The 18,180-nt window shown below is 53.8% G+C and carries 14 protein-coding genes, 1 tRNA gene and 4 pseudogenes; 10 read left to right on the plus strand and 9 right to left on the minus strand.

Annotated features, from left to right (window positions below; translation table 11 throughout):
* From ETA_RS16145 to ETA_RS16170, 6 genes and pseudogenes are all read left to right on the plus strand, one after another.
* The gene (locus tag ETA_RS16145) at positions 1–579 is read left to right on the plus strand and encodes a transcriptional regulator (protein WP_012442687.1); all 579 of its coding nucleotides are present in this window, start codon (positions 1–3) and stop codon (positions 577–579) included.
* Between the two features lie 110 nt (positions 580–689).
* Positions 690–765, plus strand: a tRNA-Phe gene (locus tag ETA_RS16150).
* 550 nt (positions 766–1,315) lie between these two features.
* Positions 1,316–1,564: pseudogene (tnpB, locus tag ETA_RS19445) on the plus strand (IS66 family insertion sequence element accessory protein TnpB); the annotation flags it as partial.
* Positions 1,565–1,635: 71 nt separating this feature from the next.
* Positions 1,636–2,149, plus strand: a pseudogene (locus ETA_RS20485) (IS66 family transposase); the annotation flags it as partial.
* Between the two features lie 120 nt (positions 2,150–2,269).
* Positions 2,270–5,146 (plus strand): hypothetical protein, encoded by a 2,877-nt coding sequence (locus tag ETA_RS16165; protein WP_012442690.1) that lies wholly within the window; start codon positions 2,270–2,272, stop codon positions 5,144–5,146.
* Positions 5,147–5,267: 121 nt separating this feature from the next.
* The gene (locus ETA_RS16170; RefSeq protein WP_012442691.1) at positions 5,268–7,256 is read left to right on the plus strand and encodes a hypothetical protein; all 1,989 of its coding nucleotides are present in this window, start codon (positions 5,268–5,270) and stop codon (positions 7,254–7,256) included.
* Between the two features lie 144 nt (positions 7,257–7,400).
* Here the strand turns inward: ETA_RS16170 and ETA_RS16175 are convergent.
* Positions 7,401–7,751 (minus strand): annotated as a pseudogene (locus ETA_RS16175) (RHS domain-containing protein); the annotation flags it as partial.
* 59 nt (positions 7,752–7,810) lie between these two features.
* On the opposite strand from ETA_RS16175, the gene ETA_RS16180 reads away from it, so the two are divergent.
* Positions 7,811–8,080, plus strand: a complete 270-nt coding sequence (locus tag ETA_RS16180) for a SymE family type I addiction module toxin (RefSeq protein WP_231853285.1) — start codon at positions 7,811–7,813, stop codon at positions 8,078–8,080.
* A gap of 55 nt (positions 8,081–8,135) precedes the next feature.
* Here the strand turns inward: ETA_RS16180 and ETA_RS16185 are convergent, their stop codons facing one another.
* Both ETA_RS16185 and ETA_RS18905 read right to left on the minus strand, forming a co-directional pair.
* Positions 8,136–8,432, minus strand: coding sequence for a hypothetical protein (locus tag ETA_RS16185; RefSeq protein ID WP_042959162.1), 297 nt, complete (start codon positions 8,430–8,432; stop codon positions 8,136–8,138).
* A 320-nt stretch (positions 8,433–8,752) separates the two neighbouring features.
* Positions 8,753–9,286 (minus strand): annotated as a pseudogene (locus tag ETA_RS18905) (RHS repeat-associated core domain-containing protein); the annotation flags it as partial.
* 71 nt (positions 9,287–9,357) lie between these two features.
* Here ETA_RS18905 and ETA_RS16195 point away from each other — a divergent pair.
* Complete coding sequence (locus ETA_RS16195) at positions 9,358–9,603, plus strand: SymE family type I addiction module toxin (RefSeq protein ID WP_042959164.1); 246 nt, start codon at positions 9,358–9,360, stop codon at positions 9,601–9,603.
* 58 nt (positions 9,604–9,661) lie between these two features.
* Here ETA_RS16195 and ETA_RS16200 read toward each other — a convergent pair whose 3' ends face one another.
* From ETA_RS16200 to ETA_RS19450, 5 genes are all read right to left on the minus strand, one after another.
* Positions 9,662–10,051: an Imm50 family immunity protein gene (locus ETA_RS16200; RefSeq protein ID WP_012442697.1), complete on the minus strand. Its 390-nt coding sequence runs from the start codon at positions 10,049–10,051 to the stop codon at positions 9,662–9,664.
* Between the two features lie 11 nt (positions 10,052–10,062).
* A complete protein-coding gene (locus tag ETA_RS16205) occupies positions 10,063–14,316 on the minus strand; it encodes an RHS repeat-associated core domain-containing protein (RefSeq protein WP_012442698.1) in 4,254 nt (1,417 codons plus the stop codon).
* Positions 14,317–14,328: 12 nt separating this feature from the next.
* A complete protein-coding gene (locus tag ETA_RS16210) occupies positions 14,329–14,778 on the minus strand; it encodes a DcrB-related protein (RefSeq protein ID WP_012440613.1) in 450 nt (149 codons plus the stop codon).
* 54 nt (positions 14,779–14,832) lie between these two features.
* Positions 14,833–15,039, minus strand: a complete 207-nt coding sequence (locus tag ETA_RS20080; RefSeq protein WP_157861820.1) for a hypothetical protein — start codon at positions 15,037–15,039, stop codon at positions 14,833–14,835.
* Positions 15,040–15,713: 674 nt separating this feature from the next.
* Positions 15,714–16,040: a FaeA/PapI family transcriptional regulator gene (locus ETA_RS19450; protein ID WP_071819196.1), complete on the minus strand. Its 327-nt coding sequence runs from the start codon at positions 16,038–16,040 to the stop codon at positions 15,714–15,716.
* 173 nt (positions 16,041–16,213) lie between these two features.
* Here ETA_RS19450 and ETA_RS16215 point away from each other — a divergent pair, with 173 nt between their 5' ends.
* The gene (locus tag ETA_RS16215) at positions 16,214–16,948 is read left to right on the plus strand and encodes a winged helix-turn-helix domain-containing protein (RefSeq protein ID WP_012442700.1); all 735 of its coding nucleotides are present in this window, start codon (positions 16,214–16,216) and stop codon (positions 16,946–16,948) included.
* Positions 16,941–17,435 (plus strand): FidL-like protein, encoded by a 495-nt coding sequence (locus ETA_RS16220; protein WP_012442701.1) that lies wholly within the window; start codon positions 16,941–16,943, stop codon positions 17,433–17,435. Before ETA_RS16215 ends, ETA_RS16220 begins: the two co-directional genes overlap by 8 nt.
* A 7-nt stretch (positions 17,436–17,442) precedes the next feature.
* On the opposite strand, the gene ETA_RS16225 is transcribed toward ETA_RS16220, so the two are convergent.
* A complete protein-coding gene (locus ETA_RS16225) occupies positions 17,443–18,180 on the minus strand; it encodes an SDR family NAD(P)-dependent oxidoreductase (protein ID WP_012442702.1) in 738 nt (245 codons plus the stop codon).

Raw genomic sequence — 18,180 nt, forward strand, 5'->3', positions numbered from 1 at the left:
GTGCAGCGCGAACAAGTACTTGAACAGGCTCTGAGTATTCTGGAGCAACGTGGGCTCGCCGCTATCACTTCTCTGGCTATGGTGGCGGGTGAACTGGGGTACAGCGAACAGCAACTGCAACGTTTCTGGCCGGATCGCGATGCGCTGCTTTATGACGCATTGCGCTATCACGGCCAGCAAATTGACGCCTGGCGGCGCAAGCTGCTGCTGGATGACAGCAAGGGCGCCGAGCAGAAACTGCTGGCTCGATACCAGGTCCTGGCGGAAGCGGTCAATAACCAGCGCTACCCAGGCTGTCTGTTTATTGCCGCCTGTAGCTTTTACCCACAGCCAGATCATCCCATTCACGAGATAGCGGAGCTGCAAAAGCAGGCGTCATGGCAATTTACCCACGCCCTGCTCAGCGAGCTGGAAACCGATAACCCACCGCTGGTTGCGCATCAGATGGAGCTGATACTGGAAGGTTGCCTGTCACGCCTGCTGGTAAAACGTAAAGTGCAGGAGGTAGAGACCGCGCGCAGCCTGGCTGAAGATGTATTGAGCATTGCGCTGTGCCGTAAGAACGGTGCGCTGAGCTGAACAGCTTTTATTCCATGCGAATAAAAAGCAGGCAACCGAGCGGGTTTTAGTGATTTTTTATGACAAACCCGTTGACGCAGAACGGCCTTTACGGTTTAATGCGCCCCGTTGCCCGGATAGCTCAGTCGGTAGAGCAGGGGATTGAAAATCCCCGTGTCCTTGGTTCGATTCCGAGTCCGGGCACCATCTTCAGAGCCTGTTCGTTAAGAAGTGTATTCCTAACGGGCATGACAGTAACCCGGATCGTTATCGTGCAGGATGAAGTAGATTCGTTCTTCGCCTGATGATTTGGGAATTAAGAACCCGAATGATGTTCGCGCATCATTCGGGTTTTTTACATACATTAAAAAACTTTCATGAACGTATTTATCCTCTCATTCTTTCACGTCTATTTTTTGTAAAGCTTTCCTCCTCTTTTTCCATCCTTATAAACAAACGCTTAGACCTGACTTAAGTTTTTCCTTAGGACGTATCGAGCCGTTCCTGCACCAACCTCACCTTTTCATTATCACTCTCGACATATTGCAGCGTAACGGCCGGTGTGGAGTGCCCTAACAGATCCTACGCCATCTTGAGGTTCCGGTCGGATATCTAACCTGTTCTGTCCGATTTTTGAGCCCCTCCACTACCGGTAAAAACTTTTTTTCCCTTTCCGGTATGGCTTTAATGCAATCACCGAATATGTCTTCACGATCTTCCTTCTTTTGATGTCATACATAATTATTTCATATGAGCGCTGAAAGACGACCTGACGTCCGGCCACGCCTTCATCTTCCGCGGCCGCAGTGGCAATCAGGTAAAACTGCTCTGGTCTACCGGCAACGGCCTGTGCCTGCTGACCAAAAGGCTGGAGCAGAGCCACTTCGCCCGGCCGTCGACCCGCGACGGCAAAGAGTTACTCACGCCCGCCCAGTTTGCCATGCTGCTGGAAGGCATCGACTGGCGGCAGCCAAAGCGGCTGGTCACCTCACTGACCATGCTGTAATCCTGGCGCCCTGCCAGGCAGCCTGGTAGCATATCCGCCATGCACGATAATCTCCCAGAAAACACCCCTTCCTTAAACGGCACCTTGCTGAACAGGATGCACCGATCCTCACCCTTGAGGCAAAACTGGACGCGCACGAGCGCGAGGTTGACGACCTGCAAGCACCACTGAACAAGCTGCGCCGTATGAACTTCGCCAGTCGCTCTAAAAAAGTCACCCGCCGCATTGCGCAAATCGAACGCCATGCAACAACGTGCTGCGCGCTGGCCGCGTTGACGACCCGCCGGTACCAAGACCACTGCGGTAAACCGTTCTCTGAATCACCCCCGCTAGATGAAAAACGCCTGAAACCAGCAGAAAGCTGTTCCCCCAGCTGCGCGCTGCCGTACCCAGGGTAAGGCCTCTGCGGGGCAGCGCGTTCCGGGTTATCCGCACCGTGCGGGCAAAGCTCGCTCGTAAAAAATGTGCGATAGCATGATACTGGCTCCGGCACCGTTGCGTCTCATTGAGCACGAGATCGCAGGGTCAGAAAAGCCGGCTCACGTACAGACGTCAAAGTACGCGGAGCACTCGCCGCTGAACCGGTAATCGGAAATTTACGCGCGTCAGAGGGGATGCTTAGCCGTTCTCTTCTGTCAGGCTGGGGAATTATGAAACACCTCAGGCTATGCCGGAGGATATTGATCAAATCTCAGGGACGATTTTATGCCTTACTGCAATGCGTCGAAGCAAAAAGAAACATACTTAAAAGAAATCGAAAGAGATGACACTGACCCGGTGTTTCAACAGGTCAGCCAGGGAAGCCCTGGTGTCTCACCGCATGATAAGGGGGGAGGCCTGTCGACCCGAAGTGACAATGGCCGTTTGTTTACTTTTATTACTGAAGTGCGCTGGCAAGAAGCCCAGGAATTCAGGTGCAAAGGGTATAACAGCCAGGTACCTGAGGTTGACGCAAGGTTACTGACGCAGCTGCTTGACGACTTGGCCGCTGCCAAATCTCGCCTGTGCCTCCAGGCAAACGTGATGGTGCCGCTGAGCTCCCGGTGGCTTCTGGACCAGATAGTCAAAATCGAGCGTCTGACCGGCCATCTTTCGGATAACCTCATACAGGGCTGGGTTGAGCAAGTACTGCCGCGCAAAAGCATTGGGGGGTCAGAGGAGGCTGCATTTGGGAGCCGGCATACAGCTCAGTCTATGGTAAGACGGCTGGAGTCAACGCTGCAGACGCTGATACGAGTTGTCCATACCCTCCGCGCTATTGATGACTACAGCACTCCAGAAAAATGGAATGACATGCTTGTCGCGGAGCTTACCAACTCGTTCGCCTCCGGTGATGGTAATACGGTGATACGGGCTCTGGAGAGAATAACGGCGGAAGCTTCAGGTCATGCCGCCTGGGCTTCCCTTATGCAGATCCGGGCAGCGGCGTACGAGGCCGATAAGCCGACCATCTTCGGCGAGATGATCGCAACCACGCAGCGCGAAGCGGAAAAAGCGAATAAAAAAGCCCGAGAACTGCGAGGGGCTTCTCAGGCATTCTTTAGTGATATTGCCGCATACCTCCAGAGCCTGTCCCACGATTGGGAAAAAGCGTTGATTAAAGCGAATCAGAGCGCATCTTCCCCCATTATTGCGTATGCAAATAATGATGGGCCGACAGTGCCTTTGTCACGCTCAAATACTTTCCCGCAAAGAATAAAAGCGAACCTCACGAAGAAAAAAGAGCAAGGGCAAGTTGTACTGGCGGTAGCGAAAGGGATTGCGTACAGGGGAGCTCGCATCGCACAGCATGGTCATCTCACTAAAACCCCATTAAAAGAACCAGAACACATCATTGCCGATTCCATCATCAGAAGTATTTTTTGGCAGCAGCAGCAGCCGGCAGTCAAAATTCAGCACGCTAGCGCTAAGCTGCTGTCAAAAGTGGGTGAGCTTAAAAAAATTGAAGGGATACTTGCATCCTACGCAGCGGCGGATGGCTGGGGAAGCGAACAGGAGAGCCGCAATACCACGGTCAACCATCCGGGCGAAGATGACCTGGATGCACAGGTCAGGAAATGGGTGAGCGACAGCATTGAGCAGGAAAAACCCGAAAGCCAGCTGGCTGCAAAAGTGGCGACGCTGGAGCGGTTGCTGCGGTGCGATATCGCCACTGCCCGCAACCTGGTGAAGCGTCTGGGGATAACGGAGGAAAGTGCTAAGAATATGCTAAGGCGGCAGCGGTTCGCTGTCCTTAAAATGCGTGTTGAACGCTCCCCTGTGGTTACTTCCTCTCTACGGGCGGTGGGTAAATTACTGCCGGACATAGCGAGGGATCTCACTAAGAGCATTACCGCCCTGGATAAAGCCCTGCTGTTAGCCGAATCCCCCACCCGTGACTTTGCCGAAGTGAAAAAGCAGGCCGGCTATGCACAATTGCTGGCGACAAAGGTTAAGGAAAGTCTCTCGGCAGAGTCTGCACGGCTTACCGGAAGGTCACTGGATGAACATTCACGGGGCTCCCGCCTTGCCAAACATTGGGCCAACCTCGCCAAAGAACAAAACATGGGCAATTATCCGCCGCCTGATGCAGAACAGGTGCTTTTCTCCCTGCAAGAACAGGGGCTATTAGCGGGAACCCTTTCAACCGGAGATCCGGCCGGGTATCTATTCGCCACCCGGCTTGCCGGTGAGCTTGAAAATGCCAATGATGATGAATTGATAATACCGATGAGTCCGGAGCAATATACCGCCTTAGAGAAGGGTCTTATTGAGTATATTGTGAAATGGGGCCAAAAGAGGACCTCTCACGAGGTAGCCCGTATCGTTATTGAACTGTCCTTTGAGCAGGCTCTGAATACGGTATCGTTCAACGCATCGAGCCTCTTTCGGCTACCCTATAAGGTCCTGAAAACCTCAATAAAATTACCTTACAATGTTAATAAGGTAAATAATTATACTATGCCCGGCCACGATAAGCCCTATAAGGCGATTTATGGCTTGCTGGGAAAAAAGCTCAAGCAACTTGGCTTTAATTTGCTGACTGCGCCCGTACCCGGCGTGATCAAACTTGTGGCCGGTGCCGCGGTAACCGCAGGCGCGACCTTACATAATTTACGTGCTGGGAAAGGAGAGAAAACGTTCAGCGCGGTTTATCAACACGTGGCGGAAGGGAAACAGAGTGAAAAAATAAAAATGGACTCAGTGGGGGGGATGATTTTTGATTCAGTGCTCGATACCGCCACTATGACTACTTTTAAAGGGGCGCGAAGAGCCTGGCAATCAGGGAGAAGTGTAAACAGCGCTATTTCCGATAATGCGTTCGCTAGCGAACATGATGTTGAAAAAAATGAGGAAAGACACCCACAAGCTCAGCGGAGCGAAATGATTACCGAAAAGGATAACCCAACGTGGGGGCATGCCGCAGCAAATGAGAGAGAAGCCGTGCCGGTGAGTCACTCATCGCCATTACAGCAACAAAAAAATATTAAGCCGTTCTCTGATGATCGTGAGCCGGGTTCCGATCAGCCCCGCATCAGACATAAAAGGGCAGTAACGCATAGAGCCCCCCCCCCCATCCTCTCCATCCTCTCAATGGCATAATAACATTCCAGCTGACGCGACGTTACAGACAGGTCATTTTGATTTTGATCGTGACATACGTTATCAGGGCTTCTCGATTGAGCAGAAAAAGCAAACATACTTAAATGGCATTCAATTTGTATTGCTTCAGATACAAAATGACGAGCGTTTTCCACAGCGAATCAGGAATAATGCCTACCTTGCCAGAATAGGTGCCAGGCTCCTCGTTCCCGTTGATATAAAAGGATACAGGCTTAATAACACACTATTTCTTCCTGACAGTCGCGGCTCAAAAACTGGCGTTATTATTCGTCTGGATTCTGAAATCCCATATTACTATGTTGACGAAGGGAAAGACCTTTCAGAGAATATTAGATGGGCTCTGCCTTACAAGGCTGATGAGCGGAAGCGTGAGGGGGTTATGAACTATTTCACATGGTTCAATATATTCTACATCACCCCTAGTGGGGTTGATATACTTTTCAATATCATAGATGGGACGTTAAGTTTTGAAGAAAACTTTAATTTTAATAATCCGGACCCGATGGATATAGCCAGTCTTTCTGCAAATCTCGCTGATACGATGGAGGCCGATTATAAGCTTAAGGGGCATGCCATAACAAACCGGTTATTAATTTCCAGAGCGATTGCAGGCGCACACATTCCTGACCTGGGGGTCACCGCAACGGAAGCAGAATATCACCATGGATTCACCTGGCATAATATGACCCCCGCAGAATATCTGAGGTCATTTACAAGCCCCTTCTCTACCCTCAGTGGGGAAATGCAGCTAGTGTCCAGCTCCATTAAAGGGGAAACGGTACAAGAAACAGAGCTGCATGCACATCAGGCTGAATATATAGGAAGCTGGGTTGATGCCACCATCGGGGCAATCACCTCATTTACGCCGGCAGGATGGGTTCTCAATACCGCGCAATCGGCCGCTGACATTGCTGCTGATTTGACAGAGGGAAAAGAGCCTGACCCCTTGGCGGTTGCGGGTCTGGTTGTAGGGTGCATTCCTGGCGATCGCATCGCAGCAAAAGTAGGAAAGTTCACCCGCATTGGCGGTAAGGCTGTTAAATACGGGATGATGCTTGGAAATAAAGCGGTCGATCTGTCCATCGTAGCGGAAAGCATTAAAACAGCGGTAGGCACGGGTGAGCCACTTGCTATTTATCAGGCATTGCTGGCCAGCGGTATGAGTGTTAAGAACGCATATGATATGGCAAAGCATATGTCATCGGCGCTAAAACTCGGAAAAACGATGGAGGAAAGTGCGGCGCTGGAGGAGCTTGATGCCATCCATAATAATATCCCAGAGTCCTCTTTAAGCTCGACAATGCCAGAACGGAAATTCATCATTGGCTCGACAGAAATGCTCGGTAAAATCAATAATGGAGAAATCGAGATATCAAGGGATAAAGGAGCCACCTGGAACAAGGGGAGCAAACTTCACTTGTTAGCATTCAGGCTACAGAACTCCGGAGGAGGAAGACGGCTTATTGATTGGATTAAAAGTAAGGCCGATATTAATGAACATCGTGCCTCATCACCTACATGGGAACCTCTACCTCCAAACAGTCCTGAACGGTCAATTGAACCCACTCTTGAAAGATACAATTATAAAGATTTATCTTTGATAGAAAACTGGCTAATTAAAGAAACATCAACACTTTTAAAAAAAAACCTGGGACATAGATATAATAAATACGTATCAAACCCGCATGAAAACTGTGCCAACGCGGCGATCGAAGTAGCTAAAGAACTGAGGGACAGCAGATATACTGATGTAAAAATAATTGAATTGGGCATCTGGCCAAATGGTGGTGTAGATACCTTTCCTACCAATCATTATGTTGTGACGGCAAAAAAGTATGGGATAGAAATTTCAGTCGATTTAACGGCAGGCCAGTTTGAGCAATATGGTTTTTCTGGTCCTATTATTACTACAAAAGATAGCTGGATTTACCAGTGGCAACAGAATATGAAAGAAAAGCCAAGGCTTCTGGTAAAAATGGCACCACTCAGTAGGGGAATAAGTACATCTCCATTCAGCATGAATTATATTAATCCTCAACTCACCGTACCAAATGGAACACTATTACAGCGGCCGAGTTGGTACAAATAAGGAGGGGTTCACCCTGTAATTAATTCCGGGCAATCACTGCTGGCGTACTATGATGTGCAGCTACCAGTAATGCAATTATTCGCGAAACCAGTGGGAAGAACGCGGAATTTAGCAGTCAGCCACGCGGGCCTTAGGTTACAAGTTCAGCGGCTGGTCGTACACCGGCCCCGTGCGCTGTGCTGAACCCGCCACCGTCTGGCCCAGCAGCCTGCCGAAGGTATCGTACTGTCCCGACCAGCGCAGATTACCCTCCGCGTCGGTCACCTCCAGCGGCGCGCCGGTCAGGTCGCTGTTCAGCCAGTAAATGTCCGCCTCCGGCCCCTCTCCCGCCTGTTCGATGGCCGCCAGCGGCGTCCACGGGCTTTCCGGGTCGTAACTACATGTGCGGCGCGTGCCGTTGGCGCGCTGCTCTTGCAGCAGCCGGTAGCCCTGCCACAGAAAACGCGTGGTCTGCGGCGCTTTATCCGCGTATGTCACCTCCTTGCGGCTGCGGCGGGTTCAGAACCACCGACCCTAAATACTCATCAAAGTGATTAATCATGTCAGAACGGGGAATGTCCAAAACGCAGCGGCGCGTTATCGTCGGCTACCGCCCGAAAGGCGGCGAACGCGACACGCCACAGGTCAGCATCACGGGCAAGTGGCTGGCGGAGACGGGATTTGCGGTGGGAACCGGCGTAAGCCTGACGGTGCTGGACGGCTGTCTGCTGCAGATCCCCGACAGCCGCGAAGAGATGCGGCTGCGGGCAATGGAACAGCAGCTTAAGGCGCAGCAGCAGGAGCTGGAGCTGGCTAAGCAGCGGATGATCGCCATGCTGGCGTGAAGGACAGCTGAAGGTAAAAGGCCGGAAGGATCTGTGGGATCGCTTCCGGCTTTATTTATAAAACCACTAATGCTTTATTTATATTTTCTTTTAATTCAACTAAATTTTCAGCACTCCCAGAATATATTGGTGAACTCCAGTCATAATCTTTAATCAATACGACGTGGAACTTACCATCGATTTCAAAAGAGGGCCTCCAACCGACATCTAATATATACCCTTCAGGGAATGCAACTTGCAGCATATCCTCCTTCAAATCATCAATGTAAACTTCCAATGACTGTCCTTCTTTAATAGGAAAATCATCAAAGGTTACAACTCCACCCTTAAGTGAAAAATTTATATCAATCATTTAGTTAACCTTAAATATTCTTTGAGAGAAATAGGGTGACCATGGATTGTCCCACCACTCTCTTCTACCCTCATCCATTGACTAGTTTTACCTTCACTGGCACCAATTGTTTCACCCATATCCTGAACTTTCCAAGGTTTTCCATTCGTTACAGGTTGGCCATTTTTATATACAGAGCGTTCCAGTGATTCTATGTCAGTTCCTAGTTTATATTTAGCCGGGCCTGATTTTGTTGAATTAATAGTATCTTTCCATGAAGCATTTTTAGGTGCGACATGCTTGTAACCGTGGGGTGTCCAGTTTGGCTCTTTATCTTGTGGGCATTTGCTCAACCCCAGCGGATCGATCCAGCTAAGCGGATTTGGCGCATAAGCATACAGGTTCATCCCGCCCGCCAGCCCCACAGGGTCCTGGGTGGTAAACCTGCCCACCTCCGGCTCGTAGTAACGGAACAGATTATAGTGCAGTCCGCTCTCGTTGTCCTGGTACTGCCCGGCGTAGCGCAGCGGCTGCTCGTACACCGGCCCCGTGCGCTGTGCTGAACCCGCCACCGTCTGGCCCAGCAGCCTGCCGAAGGTGTCGTACCGTCCCGACCAGCGCAGCTGGCCGTCGGCGTCAGTGACCTCCAGCGGCGCGCCGTTCAGGTCGCTGTTCAGCCAGTAAATGTCCGCCTCCGGCCCCTCTCCCGCCTGTTCGATGGCCGCCAGCGGCGTCCACGGGCTTTCCGGGTCGTAGCTCCAGGTGCGGCGCGTGCCGTTGGCCCGCTGCTCCTGCAGCAGCCGGTAGCCCTGCCACAGGAAGCGCGTGGTCTGCGGCGCTTTGTCCGCGTACGTCACCTCTTTACGGCTGCGGCGGGTTCAGCCCCCCCCTCGTCATAAATACTCATCAGAGTGATTAACCCTGTAAGAACGTGGGAATTTCCAAAATGCAGCGGCGCGTTACCGTCGGCTACCGCCCGAAGGGCGGCGAACGCGACACGCCACAGGTCAGTATTGCTGGCAAGTGGCTGGCGGAGGCGGGTTTTGCGGTGGGAACCGGCGTAAGTCTGACGGTGCTGGACGGCTGTCTGCTGCCGATCCCCGACAGCCGCGAGGAGATGCGGTTGCGGGCAATGGAGCAGCAGCTGGAGCTGGAGCAGGCTAAGCAGCGGATGATAGCCATGCTGGTGTGAAGGGCGGCTGAAGGTAAAGGGCCGGAAGGATCTGAGGGATCGCTTCCGGCTTATTTGCTTAGTCCCATCTTTCATCAATATAAGGGGTTATACCTTCTATTGTTAAGAACCTCGATTCACATTGCAGATGAAAATCATTATTAACTATATTTATCGATGATTTTTCTTTGCTTGTTATAACATCTGGACTACATATAAAACCTACTTCATTACCTTTAACTTCAAAAGATAATATATCTCCAAGACTTAAAACCAGGCTTATAGCATTAAATTTTTCTTTCTTCCATTTTGCAGGAAAAACACCAGGAATTAACTTACATAAAAAATGCAACTGCAAAGTAGAATGATAATGTAATTTAAAACTTTCCAACTGAATAGACTCCAGAGAAAATTCATTATTAAACATGAACTTAATTTTCTCACTCCCCATAGCATGTTCAAACCACATATATTTCACCCTTAAAAATTATAGTGACCATGAGTACCAAGAACACTACCAGTATTTAATACTTCGCCACTTAAATCATCTATTGGCCTCACATTAAAGTGAGGTTCAGCCCCATGTAAAGGTGTTGCTTTAGCATGACCTAAGCTATGTTCCTGAATATAAACAGCCTTGCCGTCAATATTGGTAAACTCATATTCTCTTGTTCTTACTACTTTTCCATTATCATCCAAAAATCTTTTACCATAACCATCCATCAAGTCAGGACGATTTATTGATTTGGGATGTTGATTATTTGGTATGCCAGCATCACGTTTAGCCTGCCTGAGCGCATCTCTGCGGCTGACACCTTCATAAGTCGTTTTCTTGTTCGGCGAACATTTCGTTAAACCAAGAGGATCGATCCAGCTAAGCGGATTCGGCGCATACGCATACAGGTTCATCCCCCCCGCCAGCCCCACCGGGTCCTGGGTGGTAAACCTGCCCACCTCCGGCTCGTAGTAACGGAACAGATTATAGTGCAGTCCGCTCTCGTTGTCCTGGTACTGCCCCGCATAACGCAGCGGCTGGTCGTACACCGGCCCCGTGCGTTGTGCTGAACCCGCCACCGTCTGGCCCAGCAGCCTGCCGAAGGTGTCGTACTGACCCGACCAGCGCAGATTACCTTCGGCGTCAGTGACCTCCAGCGGCGCGCCGTTCAGGTCGCTGTTCAGCCAGTAAATGTCCGCCTCCGGCCCCTCTCCCGCCTGTTCGATGGCCGCCAGCGGCGTCCACGGGCTTTCCGGGTCGTAGCTCCAGGTGCGGCGCGTGCCGTTGGCCCGCTGCTCCTGCAATAAGCGGTAGCCCTGCCACAGGAAGCGCGTGGTCTGCGCGGATTTTCCTGCGTACGTCACCTCCTTGCGGGTGCGCCTGCCCAGCGCGTCGTAGTGATACCGCGCGCTGAACTCCCCCTGCGGGCCGAAGCCCCGGGCCCGTATCAGGCGGTTGTCGGCGTCATAGGTGTAATGTTGCTCGCTGACGCCGTGGCGGCGGCTGACCAGGTTGCCCCAGGCGTCGTAGCGGTAGAACAGCCGCCGCCAGTGCGCCAGGCGGTTGTCGCCCAGCGGCCGCGGCGGCGGGTGCTGTTCCGGGTCGTCGTGCGGGGCCTGCTCGCCCAGCAGGTTGTCGGCGGCGTCATACAGCAGCCTGCCCCCCACCCTGCCGGACTTCAGCTCGCGGTGCTGCAACAGGCGGCCTTCGGCGTCGTAGCCGTAGTGCACCTCGCCGCGCAGCGCGTCGCTGACGCCCGCCAGCTCGCCACGCCCGGTATAGCGGAACGCCCGCCACAGGATGCCCTCTTCCGGCCGGGTTATCCTGCCGTCACTGAAGGCGCTGCTCTGCCAGCTGCGCCTGCCCAGCGCGTCGTAGCGGCGCTGCTGGTGCAGCGCGCCCTGGCTGCGCCCGGTTTCGCGGTGCAGGCGGTCGCGGGTAAATTCGCTGACCAGCTGCCGGTTAAATTTCACCGCGCTGACGTGGCCGGAGCCGTAGTGCAGCCACTGCAGGCCGTCGCCCTGCGGCAGCGTCAATGCCTGCAGGTTGGCCAGCGCGTCCCACCGGTAGCCCAGCTCGCCGTTCACGCCGCGCTCGCACGGCAGGTTGCCCGCCCCGTCGTACTTCAGCTCAACGCGGTCCGCCTCAATCCCCAGCGCCGCCCCGGCGGCGGTCGGCGTACGCGCCAGCGCGTTCAGCCTGCCCGCCGCGTCGTAGTGATACCGCCATTCGGCGCTGTCGTTGCCGCGCCATTCCAGCCGCCCCGCCTCGTCATAGCGGAAGCGGTGCAGGCGGTGAGGCGGCGGCGTAAGGCCGTCCTGCGGGCTGGTTTCCCGGCGTTCGGCAAGCTGGCCGTCCGGGCCGTAGCGGTACAGGCGGTCGGTGTTGTCCGGGCGGCGTTCGCCGGTCAGGCGCCCGGCGGCGTCGTAGCTGAACCGGTACTCGCCGCCGTTGCCGTTCTCCAGCCGCGTCAGCCAGCCGCGCGGGCTGTAGTGCCAGCTGCGCGTGCGGTCGATGCGGTCGGTGACGCTGAGCGGCTGGCCCAGCAGGTTGTAGCGCCAGCGCGTCTCGCCGCCGAGCGGGTCCTGATGGCGCGCCAGCTGCCCGCGTTCGTTCCAGGCGAAGTGCTCCTCGCTGCCGTCCGCGTGGCGCAGGGTTTGCAGACGCCCGGCGGCGTCCCAGAGATACCGGGTCACGTTGCCTTCCGCATCGGTGCGGTCGGTGAGCTGGCCAAAAACGTCATAGCCGTACGCGGTGACGCTGCCGGAGCAGTCGGTATAGCGCGTCAGCAGCCCCCGGCCGTTCCACTCAGGCCGGGCCACGCCGCCGAGGGCGTCGGTGATGCGCGTCGGCAGGCTCTCTTCTTCATCCGGATAGTGATAAAGCGTGCTGTTTTCCGCCGCGTCGGTCTGTTTAACCAGGCGGCCCCGGTCATCCCACTGCTGATACTCGCGGCCGCCGTCCGGGTGGGTGACGCAGACCAGGCGGTCGCCGTTACGGTCGTACTGGTAAAGGGTTTTGCGCCCGGTCGGGTCGGTCTCGCTCAGCAGCCGCCCGTAGCGGTCCCACTCGCTCCGGCGCTGGCCGCCGCCCGGCAGCAGCACGCCGCACAGCTCGCCGCGCGCGTAGACGAACGCCAGCCGGCTGCCGTCGAAGTCGGTGAACTGCGCCACGCTGTCGTCGTCGTCCAGCTGCCAGCTGGCCTGCATGCCGTCGTCGCGCACCGCCCGGCGCGTGCCGCCGTTAAAGTCGTAGTGCAGCGCCAGCTCTTCCCCGGCGCTGTGTCGCCAGGCGGTGACGCGCGGCAGGCCGTCAATTTCCCGCCACTGATATTCGTTCAGCAGCCCGTTGGCGTCCTGGTGGCTGGCCATCAGCCCGTCGCGCCAGGTGAAGCGGCGCGTGACCTCGCCCGCGCGGTTGCGCACGGTGACAAGCTGCCCTTCGTCGTCATACGCGTAGCTGACCAGCGTGCGCTCCCCGTCCGGGGTGTGCAGCAGCACCGCGCTCAGGCGTGACCGCCCGGCCGCGGTGGTCAGATAGCGGCAGCCCAGGCGCTGGCCCGCGCCGTCCACCAGTTCGCCCAGCCGTCCCTGCTCGTCATAAAACAGCGAGGTGGCGTTGCCGGCGGCGTCCGTCAGCATGTTCAGCCGGGCGGGATGCTCCCCGTCCAGCAGCGGATAGTGCCAGGACTGTTCGCCGACGTCGTACAGCCGCCAGCTGCCGTCGGCGTTGTGCATCAGCCAGCACTTTTCCGCCTCGCAGTAGGTTTTATGGCCGCACGGCACCATCGGGAATGAGACGAGGTCGCCGGACGGCGCGCGCCACGCCAGCCCGTCGCCGTGACGCTGCAGGCTGCTTTCCCAGAACAGGCTCCAGCCGCGCCCCAGCACGCCCTCTGCCGGGTTGCCGCTGCGCCAGTAGCGCTGCCATTCGACCGGCAGGCGCGACGGCAGCACGAAGTCCAGCTCGTCGTCGCCGGAGAGAAACTTCTGCCCGCTGATGATATCCACCGGGCGGGCGATAATGCCCGCCGCCGCGCCGGCGGTCATCAGCGTGCCAAAGCGGCAGGCAATCTGCCCCAGCCTGTTGATGCCGGGCAGCCTGCCCAGCAGTTTGCCCACCTTACCCACCTTGCTGAGCGCGCCGCCCGCGCCGCCGAGCAGCCCGGTCAGCAGCAGCGTCAGGTCGGAGGCCTTGTAGGCCCACTCCGGCACCTCGGGCTTTATCGCCAGCGTGGTGACGGTGCCGCCGCCGATGCGCACGCTGGGCGAGCCGGCCATCACCGTGGCGTCACAGTTGGTTTTATCGCCGACGCGCGCGGCGGGCCGGCCGTTGATAAACACCCGGTCGGAGCCCTGGGCCATCTGCATCGACGGCCCGTCCTTATCGCAGCCCGCCTGGCTGACCGTGGCGATGGCCGCCGGCTTGCCGTTGATAAACACGTCCGGCGAGCCGGTCAGTATCTGCCCCGAGGCCGACACGCTGCCCGCCCCGGCCGCGGCAATGCCGTCGCGCGCCGCCGTGCCCGCCTCCCCGGCGAGATACCCCAGCGCCAGGCTCGCGCCAATCAGCAGCACGCCGATACCAAGACAGGACGAGGCCAGCCCGGCGACGAACAGCGCGCCGGCGGCCACGGACCCCGCGGCGGCAATCAGCCCGCCGACCAGCGTACCGCTAATCATCCCGGCCAGCGCGGCGGAATGGCCGATGGCGTCGCCGACGCGTGCGGCTTCACTCATAATAAGTTCCTTTTATTCCTGACCGGTTTCCATGGGTGCGCGATAGCTTGCCAGCACCCGTTGCAGCAGGGCGTCATCCCGTGATGAAAGCTTATGCGGCTGCGCCAGGGTAAACACCAGCACGCGCCCTTCGCCCGGCGTAAACACCGCCTGGCGCTGCCAGATACGCCGGCCGTCGCGCAGATAGCTGGCAGACACGCACTCGCCGGGCAGCCGTTCTTCACCGAGTTGCGCCGCCTCGCGCCCCTTCAGCACCCAGCCCTTCAGGCTGCCGGACAGCGTTTCGAGCTGGCGGGTAATGTAGTCCGCCGGCGTTTCGTCGGGCCGGAGCGTGTCGCGCGAGATATTCAGAGAGGGAGACGCATCGTCACCGGCCAGCAGCACGTTAACGGTACGGTCGCTGTAGCCTTCCGGCAGCGTGACGCTGCCTTCCGTAAAGGTACAACGGGAGTCGTCGGGCATGACCTGAGTCCTTTTGATAAACGGGGCTTAAGCATCGCATAAGGAAAAGGGAAATTAAATCTTTTCACTGTCCTGTAAATACAATCTTTCAAACGGCAGCAGCGCTGCGGCCAGGGGTTGCGAACAATGATCAGCGGACGGTTTTTGCAGGTTCAGTCTGAAAAGACCTGCACGGGGAAAGAGTTGCCAGTGAAGAAACAATGGAAGAATGAAAAAAACACGCGACAATCGCAACATCGGCAGTACAACATGGGTTTGCATTAATTAACCTGAATGTGTGCGCACAAATAGTTAACAAAGCTTGCGAAGAAAAAAAACAACGGAGGCCCCGGTCGATCGTGACGGCCTGACAAGCGCCGAGCAGAGGGCATTAGCGTATCATCAGGACGCACGCTGTAACTTTTTCACTTTTCTAATCGTCTTCAACGCCAGAGAAACACCCGGCGCTATCGCCCCCCGTCTACTTGCCGTTTATGAACGGCCAGAGCCAATACAATGACGGGATGTCACCTGATAAGTGACAAATTTTTCAAAAAAACATACGGTTTTCAATTATTGTCGATTACCACTCTGCCCGACATCAATCGTACTCGTCAGCATGCAGAGGATTATCTGCACGGGATGAGGGTTAATATACTTTCTCATTCAGATAAAAGGCTAAAACACGTTAGAAAAATTTAATAAGACAGTAACCATCTCGACCATCAATAACTAAAAATGCTAAGCGCAAATGTGATGAAAAGTAAATACATCCAAAAACAAAAAAACCTCCAGCTAATAACGTTATTTTATAAATATTGTAAATAAATCAAAAACAAGCATTAGGAAGGCTCTAATGTTTGTATAACTTCACGCTTATTTTTTTACATTTAGAAGCCACGTTATTGACTTGACGGTTATTGCTGCAAACGATAACATAAATTGTTAACGTACCTCTACATTCCTGTCGGTTCCTTAGATAAAAACCATCGATGATGTTTTTGCATCTTATCTCTGCTGACGCGGCCATATCGTTCTAATGGAAGAAGTAAATGCCTGACTTTATAGATTGAAATGCCGCACATGTTAGCAAGATCCCTTGTAGACAGTCCTTCAGGACGATGCTCTCTTAATAATTCGAGAATAGATATTTGCTCCGGTGCGTTAACCGTTGCGAAGTTGCTTATACCCATTCCCGCAGCTAATGCCAGCAGATTGTCTAGAGAATTAGTGTGATTTTTGTGTAACGCACCTGAGCCGTAACAACACCGTGAGAATTTCATTTGGCCTCATCCCATGGACTTAAAAGTAAGACGGCAGTATGGGATTTCGGACATCTGATAGCAACATTAGCTTATAATGAACGTAAAATTAGTTTTTTTATCTAATATTTACTACTTTTTAACTTAAACAGTCTGTTTGAAAGCAGGGAGCACGGTCTGGCGTGGAGAAGAACATGAGGTTCGATATTGAGGGATTTATTACTTTTGACAGCGAAAATGCGTACCTGGTTAACCGGCTTACCGGAGATCGGGTCGATCTATCCCAGACATCGTCACGCCTGCTTAACGTTTTGCTTAATCATCACGGGGATATACTATCAAGGAATGAAATCTTCCAGTCGGTTTTCGATAAATTCGGTGCGCGCGCGTCAAACAGCAATCTGAACCAATATATTTCTATATTACGCAGAACGCTGAATGATTTAGGTGTTGAGAAAGAAATTATCGTTACCGTACCGCGCGTCGGATTTAAAATATCTAAAAAGGCCACGGTCGTTCATGCGGAAGATCAGGTAAACTCAGTCGTAGATAGGGCGTTGCCAGCGGGCCCCTCCGTCGTTCATCACCCAAAAGCCTATTTTTTTTTAGCTGGTGCAATCATGCTGGCCATAATCCTTGCGCTTCTCACCGCGTCACCTGATAAAAAGAATACGTCTGCTGGCGTAACAACGCGGGTTCAGGGAAAATGCGTTTTTTATGGATTTTCATCATCTTCTCTGCAAGAGATCAAAAATAGTTTTGATTTAATCGGCAGGCAGCTGAATTGTTCAACACCAAAGGACATTTATCTTTATAATAAAAAAATCGACAGCGAGCTGGGTAATATCACCCAGCTGCTAATAACGGAATGTGACAAAAAAAAAGATATCTGCACCAGCGTTTATATTAGAGATATTAAAAATGTCTAGACTGGCCATATTTTTCGTTGCCTTCTGCTCTGTAGTCATTCTGGCAGCATCGATATTACACCTCACTATAAAGCCAGCATTTTCCTGTGAGTCACCCTTTTCTATTTTACAGAGCATCAATAGTGACATAATTCGTTCCAACGGAATTATTTATGCCAATATGACTGACAAAAATATTCTTATCCGAATTGACGGCCTGCTTAATCATAAAGATAAAAAATCCATTATCTCTCGTACACTAATGCTGAAGTATGAAGTTTATAATAAAGGTGCGAACCTGTATAAAATAATAAGCGTCGACACCTTTCGTGACGCAGTCGACGATGCCGATGATGAGATTTCAAATAATTTACTTTTTGATAAAAAACCGGGTAAAAACATCATTTTTATTAAAAGATCGGGCGATAACCTGCTGCTGTTAGGTAATGGTAGCTTTCCGCAGTATGCCTGCGGAGCGTACCGCGAGAAACGCCCGTTCTCGCGGTAGATAGCTATCAGGCGGATAAACCGCCATCCAGTACCAGCGTCTGCCCGGTAAGATAGCTGCTTCCCTCTCCAATTAGAAACGCCGTCGCCTGGGCAACATCATTCGCCTGCCCCAGCCGACGCAGCGGAATATTTTTTCGTAGCGCTTTCAGTTTTGGTTCTGCAATAGCCTGCACCATATCGCCCGCAATCAGCCCCGGCGCAAGGCAATTTACCCGGATGCCAAAGCGCCCCACCTCCCGCGCCAGGGAGCGTGACAGCCCCATCATCGCAGCCTTACTGGCAGCATAAGCCGTCTGTCCACTGTTCCCCTTCAGCGCGGTGACTGAAGACATCAATACCACGGAGCCTTTACCGCGCGTCATCATCGCCGGCAATAGCTGCCGGTTCCAGTTCAGCACGGAAATGAGGTTGTTATCGAGAATATCGCGCCAGTCCTGCGCAGTTTGATGAATATGCAGCGCGTCGTTCGTCATTCCCGCGTTATGGATCACGGCCGCAGGTGCGCCAAACTCATCGATTAGCCACCGTGCCGTGCGTTCTACGCAGGCTTCATCCTTGCCATCACAGCGAATCCCTTTGACCCACGTTGAGGTGCCCATGCTCTGCGCGCTGCTCTGCGTGCGGATGATGTCTTTTTCACTACGTCCGGTAAAGACGATGTTCCATTCTGGCAGCAGATGAGTCACCAGTTCCTGACCAATCCCACGGCTTCCACCGGTGATCAGTATCCATTCTTCGGCCAT

This window comes from Erwinia tasmaniensis Et1/99 (genome assembly GCF_000026185.1).
Taxonomy (GTDB): domain Bacteria; phylum Pseudomonadota; class Gammaproteobacteria; order Enterobacterales; family Enterobacteriaceae; genus Erwinia; species Erwinia tasmaniensis.